Below are 22,798 nucleotides of genomic sequence, written 5' to 3'. Positions count from 1 at the left end.
CTGTGGTATTGAACCACCTAAGACAGCTGAGAACACCTGAGGCGTGGTTCAAAAATTTAAACCATATAAGGCATTTCAGGGCATTTAAGTTCCTAAATAAGATACTTTGTACTTTTAGTGTCTTCGTGGTTAAATTCATTTTAATATTACTAATTCTCCCAATCATCAGTACGGAATGAAGAAACGGGCAAACCATCGTTCCCAAATAAATCGCCGGTTACAAAATCTTTGAAGGCGTAGCGAACAGCTATAGGTGCTTTAACTTCGGGAGCCGAAACCGTTATGCTACTTCCTTTTATGCTTGCTTTTGCTGGATAAAATTTTTTATCGGCGCCTGCAATTTCGAATAAAGAAAGTTCTTTACCAAAAGCAGTTAACCCGTTTGGTACATTTTGAAACTTGATTACAGCGGTATTCTTTTCGACATTAAATGATTCATAATTCGGACTTAATGCACCAAAACCTTTTATACCATAAGTTTGAGACAAGGCCAGGTAAGCCAAACGGGTTCCACCCTGTTTTTTGTTTGCGGGATGGATGGATTTTTCCTCGCCGATATCCATTAAAACTGCCATCCCCGAATTTGGAATTTTAGTAAGGGATTTACGTTGTGCATCGCGTAAAAAGGCCGAGTTAAATTTCTCACCAACATGATAAGGCGGCAATTGGGCATAATTGTAGGGCGCGATTTGCGCGTAATAGAAAGGAAAATCACCATTATCCCAATTTTTTCTCCAGGAAGAAACCATCGCCGGGAATAAGTCTTCGTAGCGGTCTGGACGTTCATAATTCGATTCGCCCTGATACCAGATAGCGCCTTTTATGCCATATCCGATTACAGGATAAAGCATGCCATTGTATAAAGTTGTGGGCGTTCTACTTACTTCTTTTATACTGTCGGTTTTTGAGGGGATTTTAACCTCGGGGAATGCTTTTAAATCCTCGGGCGACATCCAGGCCTCAATTGTAGAACCACCATAACTATCGTTGATGATCCCGATAGGAACATTTAACATTTCGCTTAATAAGGAACCAAAGTAGTAAGCGGTTGCGCTAAAATTGGCAACGGTTTCTGGGGCAGCTAATTTCCATTGCGAAGCTTTGCTGTTTTCTTGTCGTTCGGTGATGGAAGAACGCGGAACAGTATAAAGCCTGATGTTTTTATTGGTAGATTTTAGAATGGCCTCATTGGAACCAATTATCGGCTGACTTTTAAAACCTTTCATGGGCATTTCCATGTTTGATTGGCCACCACAGAACCAAACTTCACCAATTAGAATATCGGTCAGGACAAGTTTTTCACCATCATTTAATTCAATATTGTATGGACCACCGGCTGATGGAGTCGCAACTTTTATTTTCCATTTACCTGCCTGATCAGTAATAACGGTGTATTGCTGTTTGTTCCAGGAGGTATTGATTTTTACCCTGGTAGCGGGTTTGGCCCAGCCCCATATGGCAACATTGCTTTGTTGTTGTAACACCATGTGATCGGTAAAAATCGATGCAGGTTTTACGGTGGCTGATGCAATGAGGCAACAAGTGAGGTTTAAGAATATGAAGAGTTTTAGTTTCATTTTTTTAACATTAAATATTTGATCCAATCAATTGATAGAATCTTGTAAAAGAGTCGTCATCTCGACCGGAGCAACGCGAAGTGGAGAGATCTATTTAGTTAGATTTCTCGACTGCGCTGCACTCCGCTCGAAATGACGACCGCATATTATCTACTCACCGGCAGCCATACCGACATTTCTGAATGACCGCGGTTTCCCCAGGCAAAGTATGGCACCAGTTTAATTTCTGTTGTTGTGTTTTTATCTTCAATCGGCCTGTACAACACATTTTCCCAGTTGTTTGGCACTACCATTTTTGCATTTCCTACTAAACTCATCATCGCAGCACCATCGATATTAATGGGTTTGACCTCAAATTTGGTTGAAGCCGGAATAATAGCATTAAAAATACTTTTACCAGATAAATCTGTCGATTCCAGGCAGTAAACAATTGGTCCGCGTTTAACAGCTACCTGGTTCCTGTTTTCTTCGACCAAAGGATTAGCTTCAATCAAAGTGGCATCCATAGGGAGATTTAATTCTATTACATCACTCTTTTTCCAAACGCGGCTGATTTCTGCATAAGTTCCGGAAATGGCTTTAAGATTTTCAGTTTTCCCATTGATTGTGATCTGTGCATTATGTGTCCACGACGGGATTCTCAAAAATAAGGAATAAACTTTAGTCCCTATTTCTTTAATGCTGATTTTGATTTTCCCATCCCAGGGATAATTGGTTTCTTGAGATAAAGAAATTTTCTGACCATTCGTTAATGTAGTATTTAGGTTATTGCCACCATATAAATTAAACCATAGGCCTTTATCTGAAGTACTGTAGGCATAATCGCTAACTTCTGCAATCGTTCTGACTACGTTTGGGGGGCAGCAATTGGATAATGTGATATAAGGTACCCTATCTTTCGACCAACGTTGTTTAAAAGGTAAATCATCAGATTGCGCCAAAGGATTGGTGTATAAAAAGTTTTTTCCATCCAAACTAATTCCAGACAGAACGCTATTGTGTAAGGCCAGTTCCATTACATCAGCATATTTTGCATCGCCTGTAATCTGCAACATGCGCCAGTTCCAAAGTACGTTACCAATGTTGGCACAGGTTTCGTTATGTGCGGTAAAATTGGGTAATTGAAAATCGCGACCAAAAGCCTGGTGGATTTTCTGCACATCGGCCGGATTATAGGAAGTGCCATCTGGCGAAGTTCCATCGTAAAGCGAGCCACAGCCACCCGTGATGTACATTTTGTGCTGATTGACATCATCCCACATTAAATTCAATGTTTTTAAAAGCGAATCTTTACCTGTTTCGGCATATAAATCCGCTACTCCTGCGTACAGGTAGTTGGCACGAACGGCGTGGCCCATGGCTTTGGTTTGCTGTAAAAAAGGAATGCGATCCTGGTTATCATCTGTGCCGTCATCAATTTTACCTTTGATGGCGATTAAATGTTGGGCCAGTTCTAAATACCGGGGATCTTTTGTGGTGCGGTACATTTCTACCACGCCCATGTAATGTGAAGGACAAATGGCGTTTCGTGCCAATGTCGGTGAAGCAGATTTATAGAAATTGTACAGGTAATCTGTCGCTTTTTTAGCAATGTTGAGCAAAGTAGTTTTTCCGGTTGCACGGTAATGAATGCAGCCAGCCGTCATTAAATGGCCAATATTGTACGATTCGAAGCTTAACCGATCTTGAAACTGGTTTTTAGCGCCTGTTTTGCGCTGCTCAATCATTGCTTTGGTATAGATGTAGCCATCATCGCGTTGTGATTTACCGATTACCACAATGGCTTTATCCATCATTTCGTTCAGTTTTGGGTTTTTGGTTGAAGCGTATAAAACAGCTACAGCCTCCAACGTTTTGTAATAATCGCCATCATGGAAAGATGGACCAGCATGCGAGCCCGTATCTAAACCTGCTGCAATTTTGAAATTTTCAAAAGCATGACTGATCTTCGGATCGTTATAAATGGCCCACATGTTAGGTACCATGGTTTCGGTAGCTACTTTAAACCGATCGGCCCAAAATCCTTTTGTCCAGGTTACATCCGACATATTGATACTGTGCAATTTCGCGTAAGGCGAATTTGACGTATTAACCAAAGCTTTGTCTTGTGCTTTAGCGCTTAACGTCAGAAAAAGCGTTACACAAACAATTACCAGAAGTCGTAAAGTCTGCAAGACAAAATTTTTGGTTATATGGGGTAGCTTTTTCATTATTTTTTTAATTTTTAACCTGAAAATGTCTCGGGTTTTGTTGTTATTAATCTAATTTATTGCCAAAAGTCCTTAGATTCTGAAGTGTAGGTAATGGCCTGATCATTATCTTCTTTGTATTTTTCTTTAAGATTTTTTCGGAACCCAATAACGTTGTAGTTTCTGTTCTCACTCCTGTTAAAAGATTAAATGTAGTCTCTGTTGTCGCATTTCGCCCATCATAAACTATGCTAGAGACTTTAATCAATTGAAAAACTCCATTTTTGTAGATGAATTTATACTCATAGCGAACATCATTTTTTTCAGTGTTCATTAATAGAAATCCGTTTTCAATAAAAAAATAAGGGATTTGATTTTTAGTATGTACACCGTTTACATATTGGGGTTCAATTAGGTCAGTTGAAGAGAAAACTAATTTAAATTTCTTATTTGGCTGTAAAAAAAATATTTGTAACCGTAATGGAACCGCTGTATCGGTCGTATCCATCATAATTACGGTTTTGTCGATCAAACCATCTTTATTTAAATCGCCCTTTTCTAATCTGATCTGGACATTAAAATTATCCTTCACCTTCTTTTGTTGAGCGTAAACAATAGTTTGGGTAAAAGCCAGGATTAATACAATTATTTTTTTCATATATTTTGAAATATTAAACGCTCATTTACTCTTCCACTTGTATCACCACTGGCCCTAATAATCCTGCAGGATTTAAAGCTTTACCTTCCAATCGGAAAGGCGCAGTTGTTTTGGTAATTCTCTTATTTTCTGGTATTTTGCTATCGCCAATTAAACGGTTAGCCCAGGTATTTGTCACTTCGATGGTAATTTGGTTCTCGCCGTTTTTAATGGCTTTACTGATTTCTAAACGGTGCGGAGCAGTCCATAAAGTGCCGCAGTTTATTCCATTAATTTTTACTTCGGCAATACTCGAAAATTCGCCTAAATCAATCCATGTTTTACCCTTTATATTTTCGTTAAAATTGAAGGTTTTGGTATAAACTGCAGTTCCTGAATAATATTTAACCAAACTATCTGTGTTTTGTGTCCAATCGGTTAAATCGTTAAAGATTATGGGTTTTGATAGACCTCCATAAGTGGGATCAAATTTTGCTTGCCATGATTTGGAAATATCCTGGATGGTTTTGAAGTTAGACCAGTTGTTGCCACTATTAAATTGAGTTTTAGGAGTTTCCTTTTCGAAGAGAAAAAACAAACTTTGATTAGGAGCGATTTTATAAGTAAAACCTGTTCGCCCCCCTTCACTAGACCAATTATTAATGTCAGTTAACTTATCGGCAACAGCATCATAAACTTGTGGCATTTTATTGGTTACACGAAATGAAAACCAAAAATTTCTTTCTTTAGCCTCTTGATTAGAAATAAAATAGATATCCTTTTTGTCAGTTTTCCTATGATTATAAGCAACTTTTTTGGCATAACCAATTGGTTTATTGTTCGGATTAGCTTCTGTTACATAAAGATCTGGTTCAATTCCTACAAGTTTAAAATTATCGGCATTAAAAGGAGCTTTAAACAGATTGCCTTTATCCATTACTTTCATTAGAACAGGATGATGATTATTATTTATCTCATGAAAATTATTCTTCCAAATTTCGTCCACTGCAGCGCTAAACGCAGATTTACTAACTTGTTGTAAACCATTTTGATACAAAGGTTTGTTTGCTACAATCACATTAGCTCCCGCTATAATTAACTCAAATATTTTTTTTACAGTTGTATAACTCATATACTGATAATTCGGGTTCATATTCATGTTACCCGGTATTACCAAAATTTTATAAGTTGCCCCACTTTCGAAAACAACATTGCCATCTTTAACAGTTGCTGTACGCAATACATCGGGATTAAAACTATCATAAGCATATCCGCGTAAAGGATTTACCCAATTTTCGGGATCGGCCATATTTGCTGAATGTGTTACGCCGGCTGGCATTTGCCTTAAAGGTTCACCAACATTTGCGAGGCGTTTCCTTTCAGCCTCCACAACATCAGCACCAAAAATACCTGGCAAGGTTTCGACCAGCCTATCTGGTAAAACAGAACGGCGTGGTAATTCTTCACCGGTAAAAACGGCAATATCTACAACAGGTTTTCCTTGTTGTAACAGGTTTTGCGTTCTTTCTGCATAATCTATCCATACTTTACCAGCCTTCCACCAGGTTTGATCGCGTTGGAAATATAGGCCAACACCATCTAAGGTCATTCCAGGCTTCCGATCTGTCCAGGGGTTGTGTGTAAAGACGTGATACACCAATTTATTAATCCCTAAAGCATAATTACGATCCTGTAGGGTTTTCATATTGGCCGGACTTTCGTTCCAGTCCATACGAACGGTGGTAAAAGCCTCGGCCTGGATGATGTTTTTACCATAAATATGAGCGCCCGAAATGGCATCCAACATATCGTTCGGTTTATCGTGTGTCGGGCTGTTTAACCAAAACTCGCCCATGGGGATGTCAACCGTTTTGTAATGCATCAATCCGTCACTCATCATCGTTGGTGCAATACTTTCTGCCGTAAAAGTTACGCCCTGATCCTTTGCCAGTTTTGCAAGCGTTTTATAAAACTGATCTACAACCAATTCCGAAATCGTTTTTCTAACATCGTAAAGGAAATTTTCGGACACCGATACATTCTCTACAGGTAATCCGGTCATGATAGGTAAATATGGCGTTAAATCATAACCTCTCCGCTTTAAAAATTCTGCTTTAAATACCGGCGACCAATTCTGGCTGCCACATTCCCAACTGTCTACATGGAAAATGCTTAATACTTTTTTGGCTATCTCTGGTCCGCCATGTTTTAAAGCTTCGCCATACCAATTGTTGAATTGTAGTTTTACCGCTTCGGGATTAAATTTATCACATTCCAATCCTTTTCCACCGCCACCAGTTGCATTGGTATGTCCTGTAGAAGTATGGCCAATTCTTAAGATTGTCCAATTACCCTTCGGCGCTTTCCAGTTTAAGGTTCCATCTGGAGTTAACTTATCCGTTAGGTTAATGATCTTATTCAAGGGCACACACAGGTTTTTGGCGATTTCTGTTTCTGTGCTTCTCTTACTGATCCGCCAAACTGAACCATTTTTGCCTTCGGACTGATTGAGCTGTGCTTCTGAAGATAATTCGAGGTTTACGAGCTTTAATGATGGCTTCCATTTGGCTGCATCTAAATCTTCTGAACCTGGTTCGGATCCCTTTTTATCATAAATAAACCTGAAAAACTTAGCGGTGGTAGGTACAATGGAATGGGTAACATCTTCATCGGTATCCTGCCAGCCATGACGGGGCGCTTCCAATCTACCTATTGATCGGAAATTTTTCCCATCATCACTTACCTCGATAGCCAAACGTTGTGCCTGATAGTTATTTCCACTTACTTTAATGGTTATCGTTCTGCAGGTGAAAGGTTTTTCAAATTCGTATTGGATATAACATGGTTCATTTGAAGCAAAGTTTTTCTTATTCTCTGGTTGCACTAAACCGGTAGCATCAGCACCATTGCTTGCCTTAATTTTGGGGATAAGGGTTCTTGTTGAAATGCCTTCACCAATTGGTGAAGGGTAAGCGTAAACGGCAATATCTTTATAATAATTTTCTTTTGATTCTGGTTGAGGTAAATTGATCTTTGTAGCTGAATTACTGATATTTATTTTAGACCAAACTACTTTCTGCATCGATAATTCAGGGGTTATCCATGGGCCACCTGCCAGCGCGAAACCATCGCTCACATGCATGCCTAATTTCAGATCCAACCGTTTCGCCTCACTCATGGCAAACTCAACCATTTTCCACCATTCGGGTGTGAGTTGTACGGCGGGCGGCGAATAAACAGGCATTTTATCAGGGCCCTGGATGCTCATTAAATAAGCACCCGCGATGCCGTTTGATTTCATTGCTTCCAGATCGGCTGTGATGCCAGCTTTTGAAACCGCACCTTTAACCCAATACCAAAATACCCAAGGTTTTGCACTTTCGTTCTGTTGCGCAAAAAGGCTTGTTGAAAAGCCAAAGCATAACAACAGCATGAATATTAAAATCTTGCTAAACCTAAATTTCATTTTTTTTATTTTCTTATAAATATCAAAGGTGGATTTCAACCCGCGAAACAATCTTTATTTAAGAATAGATTACCACCTCGTTCCTCCTCGCATCCGATAGCTATCGGATGACGTTAAATTTTATTTGCGTGCGATTTTATAACCTCTCAAGCCGAAATAAAGGACGAAAACAAAACAAACCAAAGGGATACTATAACCAATTTGGATATTGTCGCCATACATATCGATTAAACTACCCATGCCGAATGGTAAAATTGCGCCACCCACAATCGACATGATCAACCATGAAGAGCCTGGTTTTGTATCATCACCTATGCCATCAATTCCCAGGGCAAAAATGGTTGGAAACATAATTGACATAAAGAATCCGACAGCACCTAATGCATAAACCACATACGAACCTTTACCTAAAATGGCAACTAAGCACAATAAAATAGAGATTACCGCATAAATAGCGAGCAGTTTATTCGATGATACAAACTGTAAAATCGCAGTTCCTGCGAAACGGCCTACCGTAAATAAAAAGCCATAAATAGCTAAGTAAGATGCGGCTGTTTTTTCATCAAATCCTCCGCCTTGTTGGGCCATTCTAATAAAAAAACTGGTTACACAAACCTGCGCACCAACATAAAAGAACTGAGCAACAACCGCCCACTTTAAATGTTTGTGACGTAATGCGCAAAAAAAACTTCCCTTAGCCTCACCATCAATACTTTTGGTTTTAATTTCAGGAAGGTGAATAAAGTAAAATACAGCGGCTATTATCAATAAAACAATGCCAAGGGAAATGTATGGTGTTTTAACTGATGCTGCCTCTTCTAAGAAATAATTGTTTCTACCTGCCTCCGTCATGGCTGCCAATTCTTCTTTGCTGTGCGATTTGCCTGAAAGAATAAACAATCCGCCAATCATGGGTGCCACCATAGCAGCCAGTCCGTTGAAAGATGCAGCAAGGTTTAATCTGCTTGTCGCTTTTGCAGGATCGCCCAATACAGCAGCATAAGGATTAGCAGAAGTTTCGAGCATGGTTAAACCACAACCGATAATAAAAAGTGCAATCAAAAATGTAATGTACGACAGGTTATTGGCAGCTGGCACAAATAAAAACGCACCGAAAGCAAAAGCTAGTAAACCTGAGATCATGGTTGCTTTATAGCCCCACTTTTTCAAAATCATTCCGGCAGGAATAGCCATTAAAAAATAAGCAAAGAAAACAGATGTATCAATCAATGTAGATTGTCTGTTATTGAGGTTACATGCTTTCTTTAGGTGCGGAATTAGGATTGAATCGAGGTTATGTGCCATTCCCCAAAGGAAAAACAAGCTGATTACGAGTATAAAAGGTAATAAATACTTCTTTCCTGATGACGGATCGCCCTCAGTTACAATTTCTGGCTGTGTGGTTTTTGGTTCATTAGTCATTGGTTCACTGGTTAGGTTATTGGTTCATTTGTTTGGTTCGATAGTTGACTAGTTTATTTGTCACTGGTTCATTAGCCAGCGGTTCATTGGTGCTGTAATCATGTCTGGTAAACTGTCGCTATACGCGCCCATACCAATGAACTACTGACCATTGAACTAATGAACCTTTTTCACCACCAAAAGATGGTCGCAGACTAGAACAACTTCTCCGTGTTGGTTGATGATTTCTACATGTTCGGTTACGGTGCCATATTCTGGCCTTTTGCTTTCCCCTTTTTCAGAAATAGTTATTTCGGAGTGAATGGTGTCGCCAATAAAAACAGGTTTTACGAACCGCAATTTATCATATCCTTTGCTCATGGCTTCTGGATTGATTTCTGAAGCTGTTAAACCGATCCCAATGCTAAAAATCATGGTTCCGTGAGCTATTCGTTGTTTGAACGGTTGTGTTGCGCACCATTCGGCATCCATATGGTGCGGAAAAAAATCGCCTGTATGGCCAGCATGAACTACAAAATCGGTTTCTGTTATGGTACGACCTAGCGTTACACGTTTATCCTGTAATTGATAATCTTCAAAAAATGTTGATTTGAAATACATTTTGCTCTTTTTATACTGTTTCCGTCATTGTGAGCCTTAGATTTTTTCATCGAGGCGAAGCAATCTTTCTTTTTAAAAAGATTGCTTTGTCGTGCCTCCTCGCAATGACGATTTTATTAATAATTTACCCTTTTAATTGTTCTTTAATCTTTACCCCACCAACATCACTCGATTGGTAGGCACTTTCTACCACGGCCATGGTTTGGATTACATCCTCGACACTGGTATATAAAACATCGCTTGAACCTTCATTATAACGCATTAAATTGGCCATTGTACCAATAAAAGCCTCTGGAAACCAAGAGCCCTCCAATTTAACGGTTTGCCATTCTGGTGATTTTCCATCCTCTACAATACAGTATTCAAAAACATCAGGTACACCATGGGGATAATCCATCAATAGGCCAATTTTAGCTACTATTGCGCCTTTGGTTCCCTCCCATTTAATATAACTTTCCTGGTGATTTGGTCCGAAATCGTGGTCGTGATTGGTGTTAATTACTGCATGCATCGTATCTCCATAATCGAATAAAATCGTAGAACGAGATGATGACAAACTTTTCGCCGGATGTTTTAATGTTTTTGCTAAAATACTCTCAGGATTACCCAAAAATGAACGGATCAAATCAACATAATGAATGCTGTGGTATTGAATTTCTAAACGTGGATGAATAATTACATGCGGAAAAATCTCCCATGGCGTTTTAATCGTTACGCGGACTTCCATATCGTATAATTGGCCGATTAAACCTTTATCGATGATGTATTTTGCTGCACTTACAAATGGCGCAAAACGCAACTGAAAGTTTATAGCCGCTTTTAAATTCTTGGTTCTGCAGAGTTCGAGGATTTCTTTTGCCTGTGTAAAATCATCGCCCATCGGTTTTTGAATCAGCACAGCACTTCCATCAGGTAACTGTTGTAGCGTTTCAATATACTGTTCTGGCATGATGGTTAAATCGTAAACTGCATTGGTTGGTGCCAATTTTACTGCTTCGGCCACTGAATTGTATACGTTTGGAATTCCAAAAGCATCAGCCAATTTCTGTGCCCGCTCTTTCGTCCGGTTAACAATGCCATGTACTTCAAAACCAGCCATTTTATACGCTGGTAGATGCGCATCTGACACTATTCCCCCCGCACCAATAATAATGATGGGCTGTTTGGTCTGTGGTAGTTCGGGTTTATATTTGATATCAATACTCATTTGTCAATTTCATTAATCTGGTTCTGTGCACGCTGGATAAGCGCTTCGGTAGCATCATCCGTATTGATGGCCTGTAGAACCATTTGGTCGATGATAGCGGCAATAGCAGCCCAATTTTGTTTCTGTGGCAACATATTGGCCACCTCGTGCAACTGTTCTAGTTTATGATAATAAGGAATAGCCTGGTTGATCTCTTCATCTTTCCAGGTCGAAATCCTGCAGCCGATCCCTCCTGCTAACGTGAGCTGTTTATCCTGTTCTGCAGCCAGTGCAAAGCGAAGAAAATCGTAGGCGATGTCTTTATTTTTACTGCCCTTTGCAATGGTGTAAAGCCAATAAACATTTAGCGAAGCTGAGTTTTTACCTGGAGCGCATGGCAATCGTTCAACATCAATTTTTCCTTTTACTTTAGAGTCCGAATCTACTTCGCACATGGCCGCAAAACCGAACCAATTGATCATCATGGCGGCTTCACCTTGCGAAAAGGCTATTCCGGCAGCTACAGATTCGAATGCTGCAGATTTTGGATGAACAGCAGTTCTATCGTTAACAATTTTACGGTAAAAGTTTAAACCATCAACGGCTGCCTGGGTATTAATCTGGATAAAACCATTTTTATCGACCAGTGTTCCGCCCCTCGTCCATAATTGCAAAGCAAAATCAAAAACGGTATTGTGGCCATCGGGATAACAGGCGAAAATACTGCCATATAAATTTTGTTCAGGACGGTTAAAAAAACGGGCAATCTGATGAAAATCTTCCCAGGTTTTGGGTGCAGTTAAGGTTTTGCCGAATTGAGCAAAATATTGAGCCTTTTCGGTTTCACTTTCGAATAAGTCTCTTCTATAAATAAAACATTCTGGTCCATCATGAAATGGCAAGCCAACCACTTCCCAGCCGAAGCGCTGCAGCCCTAAAAGCGATTTGCTCCATCCCCTCGGGAAATCGTCGGGTTTGTTTTTGTTGATGTAGGGATTTAATACTTCGAAATCATTGTCTGAATAGCCTTCTAAAACCCAATCGGTACTGATGTGCGCTAGATCAAAATCGCCTTTTGCCAAACCTTTTTGAGTGATGGTGCTGTCGTAAAGTTCGTGCAGGTCCATTACCACCATATCCAACTTTAGTGTACAGCCCGAACTTGTACAATATTGTTCCCAGAATTTCTGCATGGCAGCTTCAAATGGCGCAAATTTACGAACGGCTATCCTGAAAGTTTCTACTTGGTTATGCATTTGTAGTGCTATGCTGTGTTATAAATTCTTTGATAATTTTTTCATTATCCTGTCCTAATTTTGGCGAACCAATTGCTGAAGTCAATAATTCGCCATCAATGCGGATCGGGCATCTGGTGGTTTCATATTTATACCCATCAATCATTTCCACTTCCTGAACCATCTTCAACACCTTAAAACCCTCATGGGCCATTAAAGCATTCCAGTTTAATACATCGGCACACCAAATATCGGCAGGTTCTAAAATGGAAAGCCATTTTTCGGTAGTCGCCGATAAAAGATGATCGGCCAAAATGGCCTTAATCTCATCACGTTTATCGAATGCTTCGCTCACTTCCACATATTCTTCCAATTTCTCGCAGCCAAGTAAATTTCCCAACTGTGGAATTGAACCCATCGCCAGGGCTAAATATCCGTTTTCTGTTTGATAAATCCCATAAGGAGCGCCTAAATATGCATTTGCATTGTTCTTTTTAGAACGTTGGGGCAAAGATCCGCCATCATTCATAAAAGTGGTGATGGTTTCAAACTGGAAATCGTAAGCGGATTCCATCATGCTGATCTGCACAAAACCACCTACGTTTTTTAGCGCTTTTCTATACAAACAGGCCAGGATTCCCTGCGCCAAGTGGGCGCCTGCCAACATATCTACAATGGATAAACCCATGGCTACAGGGCCACTACCGGCATTTCCGGTTAAAGCGGTTAGGCCGGTAACCGATTGTAAAAGTAAATCCTGTCCGGGTTTGTTTTTCCATTCCGTGTTGTTGCCATAGCCTGAAATTTCGCCATAAATTAGGGTTGGATTTAAAGCGGTAACGGATTGATAATCGAAACCTAAACGCTCCATTACCCCTGGTCGGAAATTATGGATCATTACATCTGCTTTTTTAAGCAGTTCGCGTACCATTTCACAATCTTCTTCGCGTTTTAAATCAACTTCAAAGCTTTCTTTATTCCGGTTGATGGCATGAAAAACAGATGATTCGCCGTTCATAATCAGATTTGAGGTATAAAGCGTACGGCAAATATCGCCTACACCCAAACGCTCAATTTTGATTACACGCGCACCCATATCGGCCAGGCGCAAGCTTGCTGATGGCCCCGATAGGAACTGGCTGAAATCGATAACTAAATAATCTTCAAGCGGTAGCATAATTTTGTTTATTTTTAATTTCGTACTACGTTATTGCGAGGCACGAAACAATCTTTTATGGGTCGTCATTCCCAACCCGATAGCTATCGAGTCGATTGGGAATCGTAATGCAATGCGCTTTAAGATTCCCGCCTGCGCGGGAATGACGACCAATTTTATTAACTTAATTCAAACTCTTTATTAATCTCAGCTGTATCAAAACCAAGTTTTGGTGCTGCTTTACTGGCAAATAACTTTTCATTATCCAATCTAATCGGGCTTACTGTTGTCTTTATTTTTTTACCTTCATCTAAATCCAATTCCTGTTCTATCTGTAGGCTTTTATAGGTATTCAATGCTGTAGCCGTTTGATAATTTAATACTTCTGCACACCAAATACCATGGCCTTCCAAAAGATCAACCCAATGTTTTGTATCTTCTTTTTTAAAGGTTTCGGCGAGGCGGACAATTAATTTATCGCGGTTTTCGAATGCTGAACCTGCCTCCACATACAGATCGGTAATATCGCAATTGATGATCGTACAGATATTTGGCAGGTTGCCCATGGCCATGGCGATATAACCATCGTTGGTTTGGTACATGCCGTAAGGAGCGCTTAAATAAGCGTGTGCACTGCCTTTTGCTCCGCTTCTATCGGGCAATTTACCACCATCGTTTAAGTAAGTGGTTAATACTTCAAACTGTACATCTAAAATGGATTCGAGCAAGCTCACCTCAACCAAAACACTTTTATTGGTTTTTGCCTTTTTGATTAAAGCGGCCATAATACCTTGTGCCAAATGGTTTCCGCACATAATATCCGAAACGGAAAGTCCGAAAGGAACTGGTCCGTCTACATCAACACCCGATAAAAATGTTAATCCAGAAACGGATTGTACCAATAAATCCTGACCTGGCTTGTTTTTCCAAGGGCCTTCACTCCCATAGCCGGTTACCATTCCGTAAACAATTTTTGGATTGACTTTTTGAACGTTTTCATAATCCAGACCAATTTTTTCCATTACTCCTGGTCTAAAATTATGTGTCATCACATCCGCCTTGCTGATTAATTTTTTAAGTCGTTCTAAATCTTCTGGATTTTTTAAATCTGCGGTATAACTTTCTTTATTCCGGTTGATGGTATAAAAAAGCAGGCTGTCTTCATCGACAAAAAGATTCTTAATGGATAAAGACCTGCAAGCATCGCCTGTTTTTGGTCGTTCGATTTTAATCACACGGGCACCTAAATCGGCCAGTTTCAAACCAGCCGATGGTCCTGCCAAAAATTGACAAAACTCTAAAACCAAAAGTCCTTCAAGCGGTCTGTTCATGATAACACTAAACTTTTAGATTGCTGATATAATTTGTTCATAGCCGATAAAACCTGGATTTCATCGCCTCCATTCATTAAATAATCGCGCACCACATCGCCTGCATGGTCTTGAAAATACATCGAACCATGGTAACGTGGACGGAGAAAAGCTCTTTGCAAGGCCGGTAAAGTATTCAGGAAATAATGCTGGCTCTGGCGGTTGACTTCTTCATTTTTCCATGCCGCCAAATGCCCTGGCTGACCACCACTCTCAAAAAACAAAGTAGACTGACAAGCCGGTGAACCTACGAATTCTACATATTTAGCGGCAATTTCCAATTGTTTGCATTTGGCAGAAATGGCTAAACCTGTTCCACCCAATGTGCTTCTCAGATTGGTTTTACCATCTAAAGCAATCATATCGTGAAAATGCAGGGTTTTGCGGGCATAACCATTACGCGAATAGTTTGAGTAGCCATAAGCAAACGGGCAATACGCAATTTCGTCTGTTAAAGTCATTGCTTCATATACCTGGATCGGGTTTCGACCGAAGTTTGCCTTATCTATTTTGGAAGCCAGTTCCCGGTACATTTGCAATGCCCGAACACCAATTTCCTTAGAAACCACCTGCTCATCACCTTGACAAGGATCTTCCCCTAAAGAGCAGCAAAGGGTATAAAAATTCATTAAAACATCGATGGGAATACCTGCAAAGGCAACTAAACCTTTATTGGCAAGTGCCAATAGATCTTCAAAAGATTTAGGCAATTGCAAATCCTTTTGAGCAAATAAATCTGGTCTTGAAGCTGCTACAGGAGTTGCCGCATCTATCGGTAAAGCCCATAAGTGTTCATTATAAAAATAACTCTCGTATGATTGGCCAACAGAATTTTCCTCCTGATCTTTCAAATATTCTTTAGAAAGATAAAGATCCAAGGGTACTATTGATTTTGTTTTTGCGGCAAAACCTGCCCAGGGATGATCGATTACCAACAGATCAAATCGTTCTGCCAGCTCCTGGATTGAAAAATCGGCAAATTGCTGCAAGCTTCTTTTCTCCCAGGTGATGTTTACATTTGGGTACAATTCAGAAAATCGCTGTGCCGTAGCCACCATCGGCAAAAGCCCGCGGCTATGGTTCCAGGTTATTCCTTTTAAATTTATCGTCTTCTCCACTGTATTTCTTCTTTTTAGCTAATGGTTGTTGTCTCCACCTACCATGTTTTTATTTTAATTTTTTCGGTTGGTGAGACACCAACCGATAGATTCATTTCTTTTTACTCTATTTACCTGTTTCTCTAATGGTTGGTGTCTCCACCGACCAATGTTCTTATTTTACTTATTTCGGTTGGTGAGCCATCAACCGATAGGTTTTAAATTTGTGGTTCTTGATGACACGAACCACGGCCAAAGATTCATTTCTGTATTCTATTTTCCCGTTTTTATAATTATCGATGATGATGTTAAACCAGCTGATGAAGCTGTTAATTTTATGGTTCCGGTTTTTTCTGTTGATTGAAGAATGGCTAAACATAAACCATGGAAAGCTTTACGGTAATTGGCTTTAAAAGGCTCTAAACTTGCCTGAAACCCATTATCAACACCTGCTATAGAACCAACACCTTCAACCTGAAAATCAATCAGATTATCTGCATTGGGAACTACATTGCCAGCAGCGTCTAAAACGCGAACGGTTACAAACGATAAATCCTTACCATCAGCTTTAATATTTTTTCTATCTGCGATTAATTCAATCTTTGCCGGATCTCCTGCGGTTTTAACTTCACGTACTAAAACATCTTTGCCACTTTTACGGGATACTGCTTTTAAAGTTCCAGGTTCAAAAGACACATTCCAAAGCACATGTAAATCATCGCCCTGTTTTGATTTTTTTCCTAAAGATTTTCCGTTCAGGTACAATTCTACTTCATCAGCATTGTTGTAATACGCCCAAACTTCTACCGGTTTTCCTTGTTTCCAGTTCCAATGCGGCAGTAGGTGTAACACAGGTTTATTTGTCCACTCGCTTTGGTACATGTAATACGAATCTTTCGGGAAACCTGCCAAATCAACAATTCCAAAGTATGAGCTTCTTGCTGGCCAAGGATAAGGTAAAGGCTCCCCCAGGTAATCGAAACCTGTCCAAACAAATAAACCTGAAACATGATCATATTTTTTTGCTGCTGCCCAGGTTTCTTCGTGTGTAGAACCCCAATAAGCTGAAACATTATCGTAAGCCGATGCCGACCACTCATTATTTCCTTCCGTAAACTTCGTTTTTCCATCTTTTGGCCAACGACGGATGGTATCGGCTGTGTCGTAAAAACCCCTGGTTTCTAAAGCGGAAGTGGTTTCTGTAGCCAGAAACTTAACGCCAGGATAATTTTTAGGGAAATCTTTATACAGTTTGTGGTTGTAGTTTAATCCATAAACATCTAATGCATTGGCTTGGTAGATAAAGTTTTTTTCGGCTTTTGTTTCTGTTAAAGCAGAGATTACGGGCCGGGTTTTATCTAAGTTTTTAACGATGCCAACCAATTCTTTGGTAAGAGCAATGCCTGTACTGTCAAACTGCTCGCGGATTTCGTTGCCAATGCTCCAAAGGATAATGGATGGGTGGTTACGATCGCGTTTAATCATATCTTCCAAATCTCTTTTGTGCCAGACTGGAAAATCGAGGTGGTAATCGTTTTTGGTTTTCTTTTTCACCCACATATCGAAAGCCTCATCCATAACCAAGAAGCCCATTTTATCACATAGATCTAAAAACTCAGGAGCAGGTGGGTTATGGGCTGTACGGATGGCGTTCACGCCCATTACTTTCATTATTTCCAGTTGGCGTTCCATTGCCCTCACATTCACAGCAGCACCCAGGGCACCTAAATCGTGATGCAAACAAACGCCTAAAATTTTCATAGGTTTTCCGTTTAATGAAAAGCCTTTAGCTGCATCGAAATTGAATTCACGAACGCCAAAAGGTGTTACATATTGATCAATGATCTTTCCATCAGCTTGTGCAATTTCTACCACCAACTTGTACATGGTCGGATGATCAACAGACCATAGTTTGGGGTTAGCTATTCCAAGACCATTAATCGACATTGTTGTAGAATTTTCGCTGGTATTGAGTGGCCATTCTTTTTTTTGCAGTTGGATATTTTTATCATCCAAAATGGTTGTTAGCATTTTATAAGCACCTTTTGTGCTGAATTTATTTTCAATCTCGATTTCTGCATTTACTGAAGCAATACTTTCACCGGGTTTTAATTTTCTGCTTTCGTTGCTCTGACCTTTATCGCCACTGAGTATAAAGGTTTTTACAAAAGTGCCATTGCGCTTGATTGAAACTTTTGCTGCAGATGTAAGCCACACATTTCTGTAAATCCCTGAACCAGAATACCAACGCGAATCAGGCTGTGCTGAATTATCAACTTTAACTGCAATGATATTTTTCCCAGCTTTTAAGAATTTGCTGATCTCGTAAGAAAAAGAGCTGTAGCCGTAAGGCCTTTTGCCCAGGTATTGACTATTGATCCAAACCTCACTATTTTTATAGACGCCGTCGAATTCGATGGTGATTAATCTATCCTTAAAATTGGCAGGAGCTGTAAATTCTTTTCTGTACCAGCCTATACCTGTAGGCAAACCACCACCTTCAGGTTTTGCAGGATTTTTCTCGTCGAATTTGCCTTCAATACTCCAATCATGCGGTAAAGTGAGTTTTCTCCATTTAAGATCGTTGTATGCTGGAGATTTTGCATTTGCTTCGTACCCTAAAAAGAATTTCCAATCTTTGTTAAAGCTGGTTCTGGTGCGGGGTTCTGGCCTAATCTTATCTCGATTGGTCGTCATTGCGAGGCACGAAGCAATCTTACTACTATGGGTTGGCTGTTCTTTCGCATTAGGATTGCTTCGTGCCTCGCAATGATGGGACGCCCACAAACCGAATGTCAGAAAAATTACAACTTTAAAATTAGGTAGCCTTCTCATGTTATTTCTTTGTTTCGCTTACAAAATTCACTTTACTCTTACCCAAATCTTTCGATGTAGCCACAGCAATGCCGCGCTGATCTAGTTTATTTACTGCACAATAAAAATGGTACACCGTGCCTTTATATTTCAGTACGAAAGATTTATGCGCGTATAATTCATCGTATTTCTCTGACGATTCTATTAAGTTATTGCCTGTCCAATCGGTCCAGTTTACCAGGTCATTTGAGGCGGCAAAGCGGTTAAATGAACCTTTTCGATCTTGCCAGAAAGCACCAAAGTAAAACATTACCCAGGTTCCATTAATGTTTTGAATTACAGCATCTCCAGTAATGCCCACGGGGTGATGAACAACTGGATTTTTATTGAACCGCTGCCAATGAACCATGTCATCAGAAACTGCCATGCCGATCCGTTCGTACCAGCGTGTTTTTTTATTGTTTGCTAAAGAATCGCCGACAGCATTGTAGTACATTACAAACCGATGTCCGGTTAATTTTTGTTTATCTTCAATTACTGTACTTTTAAAAAGTTTGTTCCGGTTTTCCCACCAACGTACATCTGCATCACCCGAAGCCAGAACAGGTTTATCGAGCCTATTCCATTCCTGAACTATTGATGGATCTTTTGTGGTATAAGCTATCCCGATGGATAAAGGCTCTACTTCGTAACCTTTTTCTTTACCACCGAAATACGACATCCAATATTTACCATCGAACTGATTTGCGGTATAACTTCCGCCCCATTTGGTATCCAATAAGGCATTATAACCTGCCTTTTGGTTATCGTCCCAATGGCCAGCATCGCCAAACGACATCAATTTGCCCTGATTTTCCCAGTGCAATAAATCTTTACTTTTTGCCAGCCAGGTTTCGTAACCACGACCACTAAAAATAAGATAGGTCATGTACCAAAACTTTCCCTTACGGAAAACTGTTGGGCAATCCATTTTATGTTGATTATCTTCAGGAACCATTACCAAGCCATATTTATAAGGCGTTTTTACTTCCTGATAAATCTTTTCCATGGTTTCGGCTGAAACAGGATTAATGGTTTGCGCATTCAATTTTAATGCACTTACAAAAAGGAAAAATGCGAGGATTATCTTTTTCATTTGTACTTTAAATTAAACTTATAATAACCTGATCCTATAACAACCTTAGCTTTCCCGTCTGCTATTCCTGCATCCGTAAATGTCGAATTGTTTTCTTCGGAGATTTCATATTTCGGCAAAACCGGAAAATAAATTGTTGCTTTTGTATTTACCGGGATATTCACCTCCAGTGTAAAAGTTTGGTCTGTTTTTTTCCATTTGCTAGAAATTTTGCCATAAGGAGAATTGTAATGCACATCAGCTGAGGTTAAATCGCCCACCACTTCCGGTTCGATTTTAATATGGTTAAAAGCGATTGAATTTTCTGCCTGACGGATGCCGCCAACACCACTATACAGCCATTCCATTAAGTGCCCGAGCATAAAATGATTGTTGGATACGGTTGGCAAAGCGGCCCACGATTCGGTTAAAGCCGTTGCGCCTTTGGCCAGCTGCATGCCATAACCAGGTACATCCGAACGGCTGTTCATATCAAAAATCACGTCCGATTTGTCGGCATCTTCTAAAACACGCAACACATAACGATAACCTATATCACCTGCTGTTAAACTGTTTTTGCGATCTCTGATATCTTTAACCAAATTCTCGATCACTGCGTTTTTATGCTTTTCTTCAACCAGTTCCATATAAACCGCCATTGCATTTGCAGTTTGAGATCCCGTTGCATATTGTTTGCTTTTTGCATCAAAGAATTTATGGTTGAAAGCATCTTTCACTTCAAGGGCAAGTTTTGCATAGGCCATTGCATCAGCTTTTTTGCCTAGCAGCGTAGCCGTTTTTTCTAAAATTTTTAAATCATAATAATAAATGGCTGTACCCGTAATGCCCATTGGGGTTAACTGAGAAACGCCGGGAGGTTTTGGCCCAATATCATACCAATCGCCTAAACCTTGCGATAAAATGTGGTTATTTGCTTTAGTGCCCAAATAATTGATGTAGCGTTGCATCATCGGGTAATAATCAGTCATAGCTTGTTTATCCCCATACCATTGATATAAATACCATGGCATTAAAATGCCACTGCTGCCCCATTCAGGCGAATCGCGGAACATATCGCCACCCCATTCAAATTTTACATATTCAGGTGCAATTTCAGGAATTAAACCACTGGCCAGTTGCGAGTTTTTCATGTCTTGCAAGGCTTTTTTGAAAAGCGGTGCAGCATTGTAATTATAACGTACAGAGCTGCCCATTAAGTGCAGTTCCTCTAACCAGCCCAATTTTTCACGGTGTGGACAATCGGTAAAAACACTCACCATGTTGCTTTTAACCGCCCAATCGATCAGGCTGAAAGTTTTATTGAACAACTCGTTAGACGATGAGAACTTACCTACCTGCTCAGCAGCATTTCGGATATGTAAAGCTTTTAAATCTTCTACTACCGATTTGTTAGATGGATTTTCTTTGCCACTCGGAACTGCTCCTTTAACCTGGAGGTAACGAAAGCCTGTATAAAAGAATTTAGGTCGCCAGATTTCCAAACCATCTCCTTTTAAAATGTAGGTAAAATAAGATGGGCTGCCGATATTCTTTTGTGTTACCGAACCATCTGCTTTTAATAATTCGGCTGGGGTAATGCGGATAGTATCTCCTTTTTTACCCCGTACTTTCAATTCGATAATTGCAGAAGCGTTCTGGCCCATATCATAAACCCATTCGCCATTGGCAACCGGATTAATATTTTGAGGTGAAAAATTTTCGAAAATCTTTACAGGTTCTTCTTTCTGTGCATTTAGCTTCGGACCATCAACCAATAACGATGATTTCCATTTGTTATCGTTAAAACCTGCTAAATTCCATCCTTTTTGCTCAAGGTTGGCATTGTAATCTTCACCGCCATAAATGCTTGAAAAAGTTATGGGCGATGGTGCGGTTTTCCAACTTTGGTTACTGATGATATTCGCTGAAGTTTCGTCCGTATATTCGATCAACAACCTGCAGATCATTTTCGGATAACCATAGGCTACCTTTAATTTTCTATACCTTTCTTTAACAGGAGGAATATAATAAAAACCATTGCCCAGCATCACTCCTATTGCATTTTCACCTCTCTTAAGCAGTTTAGTTAAATCATAAGTCAGGTACAAGACCTCTTTATCATACTTCGTCCAGCCGGGTGCTAAAAAGTCATCGCCAACTTTCGCTCCGTTTAAACTCATTTCAAAATGGCCTAAACCAGAAATAAAAGCTGTAGCTTTTTTAATTGTCTTCGTTACCGTAAAACCTTTGCGGAACATTGGCAAGATGTTATTGCCTATGTATTTGTCTTTTTTACCATCCGTTGGCAGGCTATTTACGTTAGAATCCGCCAGCTTTTCGTAGGCAATCCATTTTGCGCCTTTCCAATCGACTGTGTTGAGCAATCCCATTTGCCAAAAGGCCGAAGCGCTCCAGCCAGATTCATGCCCGAAATTATCCCAAACACGGACTTTCCAATAATAGGTTTTACTTGATAATAACTTTTTACCTTGATATTTAATCTGTAATGATTGGCCTGAGTTTACTTTTTGAGTATCCCAAACATCCCCAATATTTTTATTTAAATTGCTTAAACTGCTAGAAACTACGATTTGATAGCTTGTTTGCATGATATTGTGTTTAGCAGATTGCAGTTTCCAGCTCAAAGCCGGCGAAAGAACATCAATGCCAATAGGATTATTACGATACGCACAATTCAATTGAGCAACCTTAATATCTTGCGCAAAAAGCGGAATGCTTAACAGATAAAGCCAAGAAAATATTACAAGTTTGCTCATTCACTATTGCACACCGTTTCGGATGTTTTGGTTAGGTTTATAAATGGTCATCAGTGATAAATTTTTTCAGAAATAAATTCTCAATTCTATAGAATTAAGCCTTTTAAATTCCGTAACTTTAAAATACTATCTCTAATTCAAATATAAATGTTTTTTTT

The 22,798-nt window shown here is 39.8% G+C and carries 14 protein-coding genes; all 14 read right to left on the bottom strand.

The genetic code is table 11. The features are described from left to right. Window positions 1-149: 149 nt before the first annotated feature. The 14 genes from LQ227_RS14975 to LQ227_RS14910 all read right to left on the bottom strand — a co-directional run bounded on the left by LQ227_RS14975 (window position 150) and on the right by LQ227_RS14910 (window position 22,640). On the bottom strand, window positions 150-1,577 hold the full coding sequence (locus LQ227_RS14975) for a sialate O-acetylesterase (RefSeq protein WP_230140939.1): 1,428 nt from the start codon (window positions 1,575-1,577) through the stop codon (window positions 150-152). A gap of 146 nt (window positions 1,578-1,723) precedes the next feature. Then, on the bottom strand, window positions 1,724-3,787 hold the full coding sequence (locus LQ227_RS14970; protein ID WP_230149837.1) for a glycoside hydrolase family 127 protein: 2,064 nt from the start codon (window positions 3,785-3,787) through the stop codon (window positions 1,724-1,726). A gap of 46 nt (window positions 3,788-3,833) precedes the next feature. After that, window positions 3,834-4,424 (bottom strand): hypothetical protein, encoded by a 591-nt coding sequence (locus LQ227_RS14965; RefSeq protein WP_230149835.1) that lies wholly within the window; start codon window positions 4,422-4,424, stop codon window positions 3,834-3,836. 25 nt (window positions 4,425-4,449) lie between these two features. Further along, on the bottom strand, window positions 4,450-7,869 hold the full coding sequence (locus LQ227_RS14960; protein WP_230149834.1) for a glycosyl hydrolase: 3,420 nt from the start codon (window positions 7,867-7,869) through the stop codon (window positions 4,450-4,452). Window positions 7,870-7,989: 120 nt separating this feature from the next. Then, window positions 7,990-9,291: an L-fucose:H+ symporter permease gene (gene fucP, locus LQ227_RS14955; RefSeq protein ID WP_230149833.1), complete on the bottom strand. Its 1,302-nt coding sequence runs from the start codon at window positions 9,289-9,291 to the stop codon at window positions 7,990-7,992. A gap of 156 nt (window positions 9,292-9,447) precedes the next feature. Further along, a complete protein-coding gene (locus LQ227_RS14950; RefSeq protein ID WP_230140927.1) occupies window positions 9,448-9,891 on the bottom strand; it encodes a MaoC/PaaZ C-terminal domain-containing protein in 444 nt (147 codons plus the stop codon). Between the two features lie 124 nt (window positions 9,892-10,015). Beyond that, on the bottom strand, window positions 10,016-11,098 hold the full coding sequence (locus LQ227_RS14945; RefSeq protein ID WP_230149832.1) for a Gfo/Idh/MocA family protein: 1,083 nt from the start codon (window positions 11,096-11,098) through the stop codon (window positions 10,016-10,018). Continuing rightward, window positions 11,095-12,333, bottom strand: a complete 1,239-nt coding sequence (locus tag LQ227_RS14940; protein ID WP_230149831.1) for an extracellular solute-binding protein — start codon at window positions 12,331-12,333, stop codon at window positions 11,095-11,097. The genes LQ227_RS14945 and LQ227_RS14940 overlap by 4 nt, the downstream gene beginning before the upstream one ends. Continuing rightward, complete coding sequence (locus LQ227_RS14935) at window positions 12,326-13,489, bottom strand: CaiB/BaiF CoA-transferase family protein (RefSeq protein WP_230140921.1); 1,164 nt, start codon at window positions 13,487-13,489, stop codon at window positions 12,326-12,328. The genes LQ227_RS14940 and LQ227_RS14935 overlap by 8 nt, the downstream gene beginning before the upstream one ends. A 158-nt stretch (window positions 13,490-13,647) precedes the next feature. Further along, window positions 13,648-14,799 carry a CaiB/BaiF CoA-transferase family protein gene (locus LQ227_RS14930; protein WP_230149830.1) on the bottom strand — a complete coding sequence of 384 codons (1,152 nt, stop codon included), beginning with the start codon at window positions 14,797-14,799 and terminating at the stop codon, window positions 13,648-13,650. Continuing rightward, window positions 14,796-15,956: an ABC transporter substrate-binding protein gene (locus tag LQ227_RS14925; protein WP_230149829.1), complete on the bottom strand. Its 1,161-nt coding sequence runs from the start codon at window positions 15,954-15,956 to the stop codon at window positions 14,796-14,798. The genes LQ227_RS14930 and LQ227_RS14925 overlap by 4 nt, the downstream gene beginning before the upstream one ends. A gap of 252 nt (window positions 15,957-16,208) precedes the next feature. Next, window positions 16,209-18,770: a glycoside hydrolase family 2 TIM barrel-domain containing protein gene (locus LQ227_RS14920; RefSeq protein WP_230149827.1), complete on the bottom strand. Its 2,562-nt coding sequence runs from the start codon at window positions 18,768-18,770 to the stop codon at window positions 16,209-16,211. Window position 18,771: 1 nt separating this feature from the next. Continuing rightward, entirely contained in the window at window positions 18,772-19,884 is a 1,113-nt protein-coding gene (locus LQ227_RS14915) for a glycosylase (RefSeq protein WP_230149825.1), read from the bottom strand. After that, the gene (locus LQ227_RS14910) at window positions 19,881-22,640 is read right to left on the bottom strand and encodes a family 78 glycoside hydrolase catalytic domain (protein ID WP_230149824.1); all 2,760 of its coding nucleotides are present in this window, start codon (window positions 22,638-22,640) and stop codon (window positions 19,881-19,883) included. The genes LQ227_RS14915 and LQ227_RS14910 overlap by 4 nt, the downstream gene beginning before the upstream one ends. Between the last annotated feature and the right edge of the window lie 158 nt (window positions 22,641-22,798).

Origin of the sequence: Pedobacter sp. Bi27, from assembly GCF_918698255.1 — a bacterium.
Taxonomy (GTDB): Bacteria; Bacteroidota; Bacteroidia; order Sphingobacteriales; family Sphingobacteriaceae; genus Pedobacter.
This window is presented reverse-complemented; position numbering and strand designations above follow the sequence as displayed.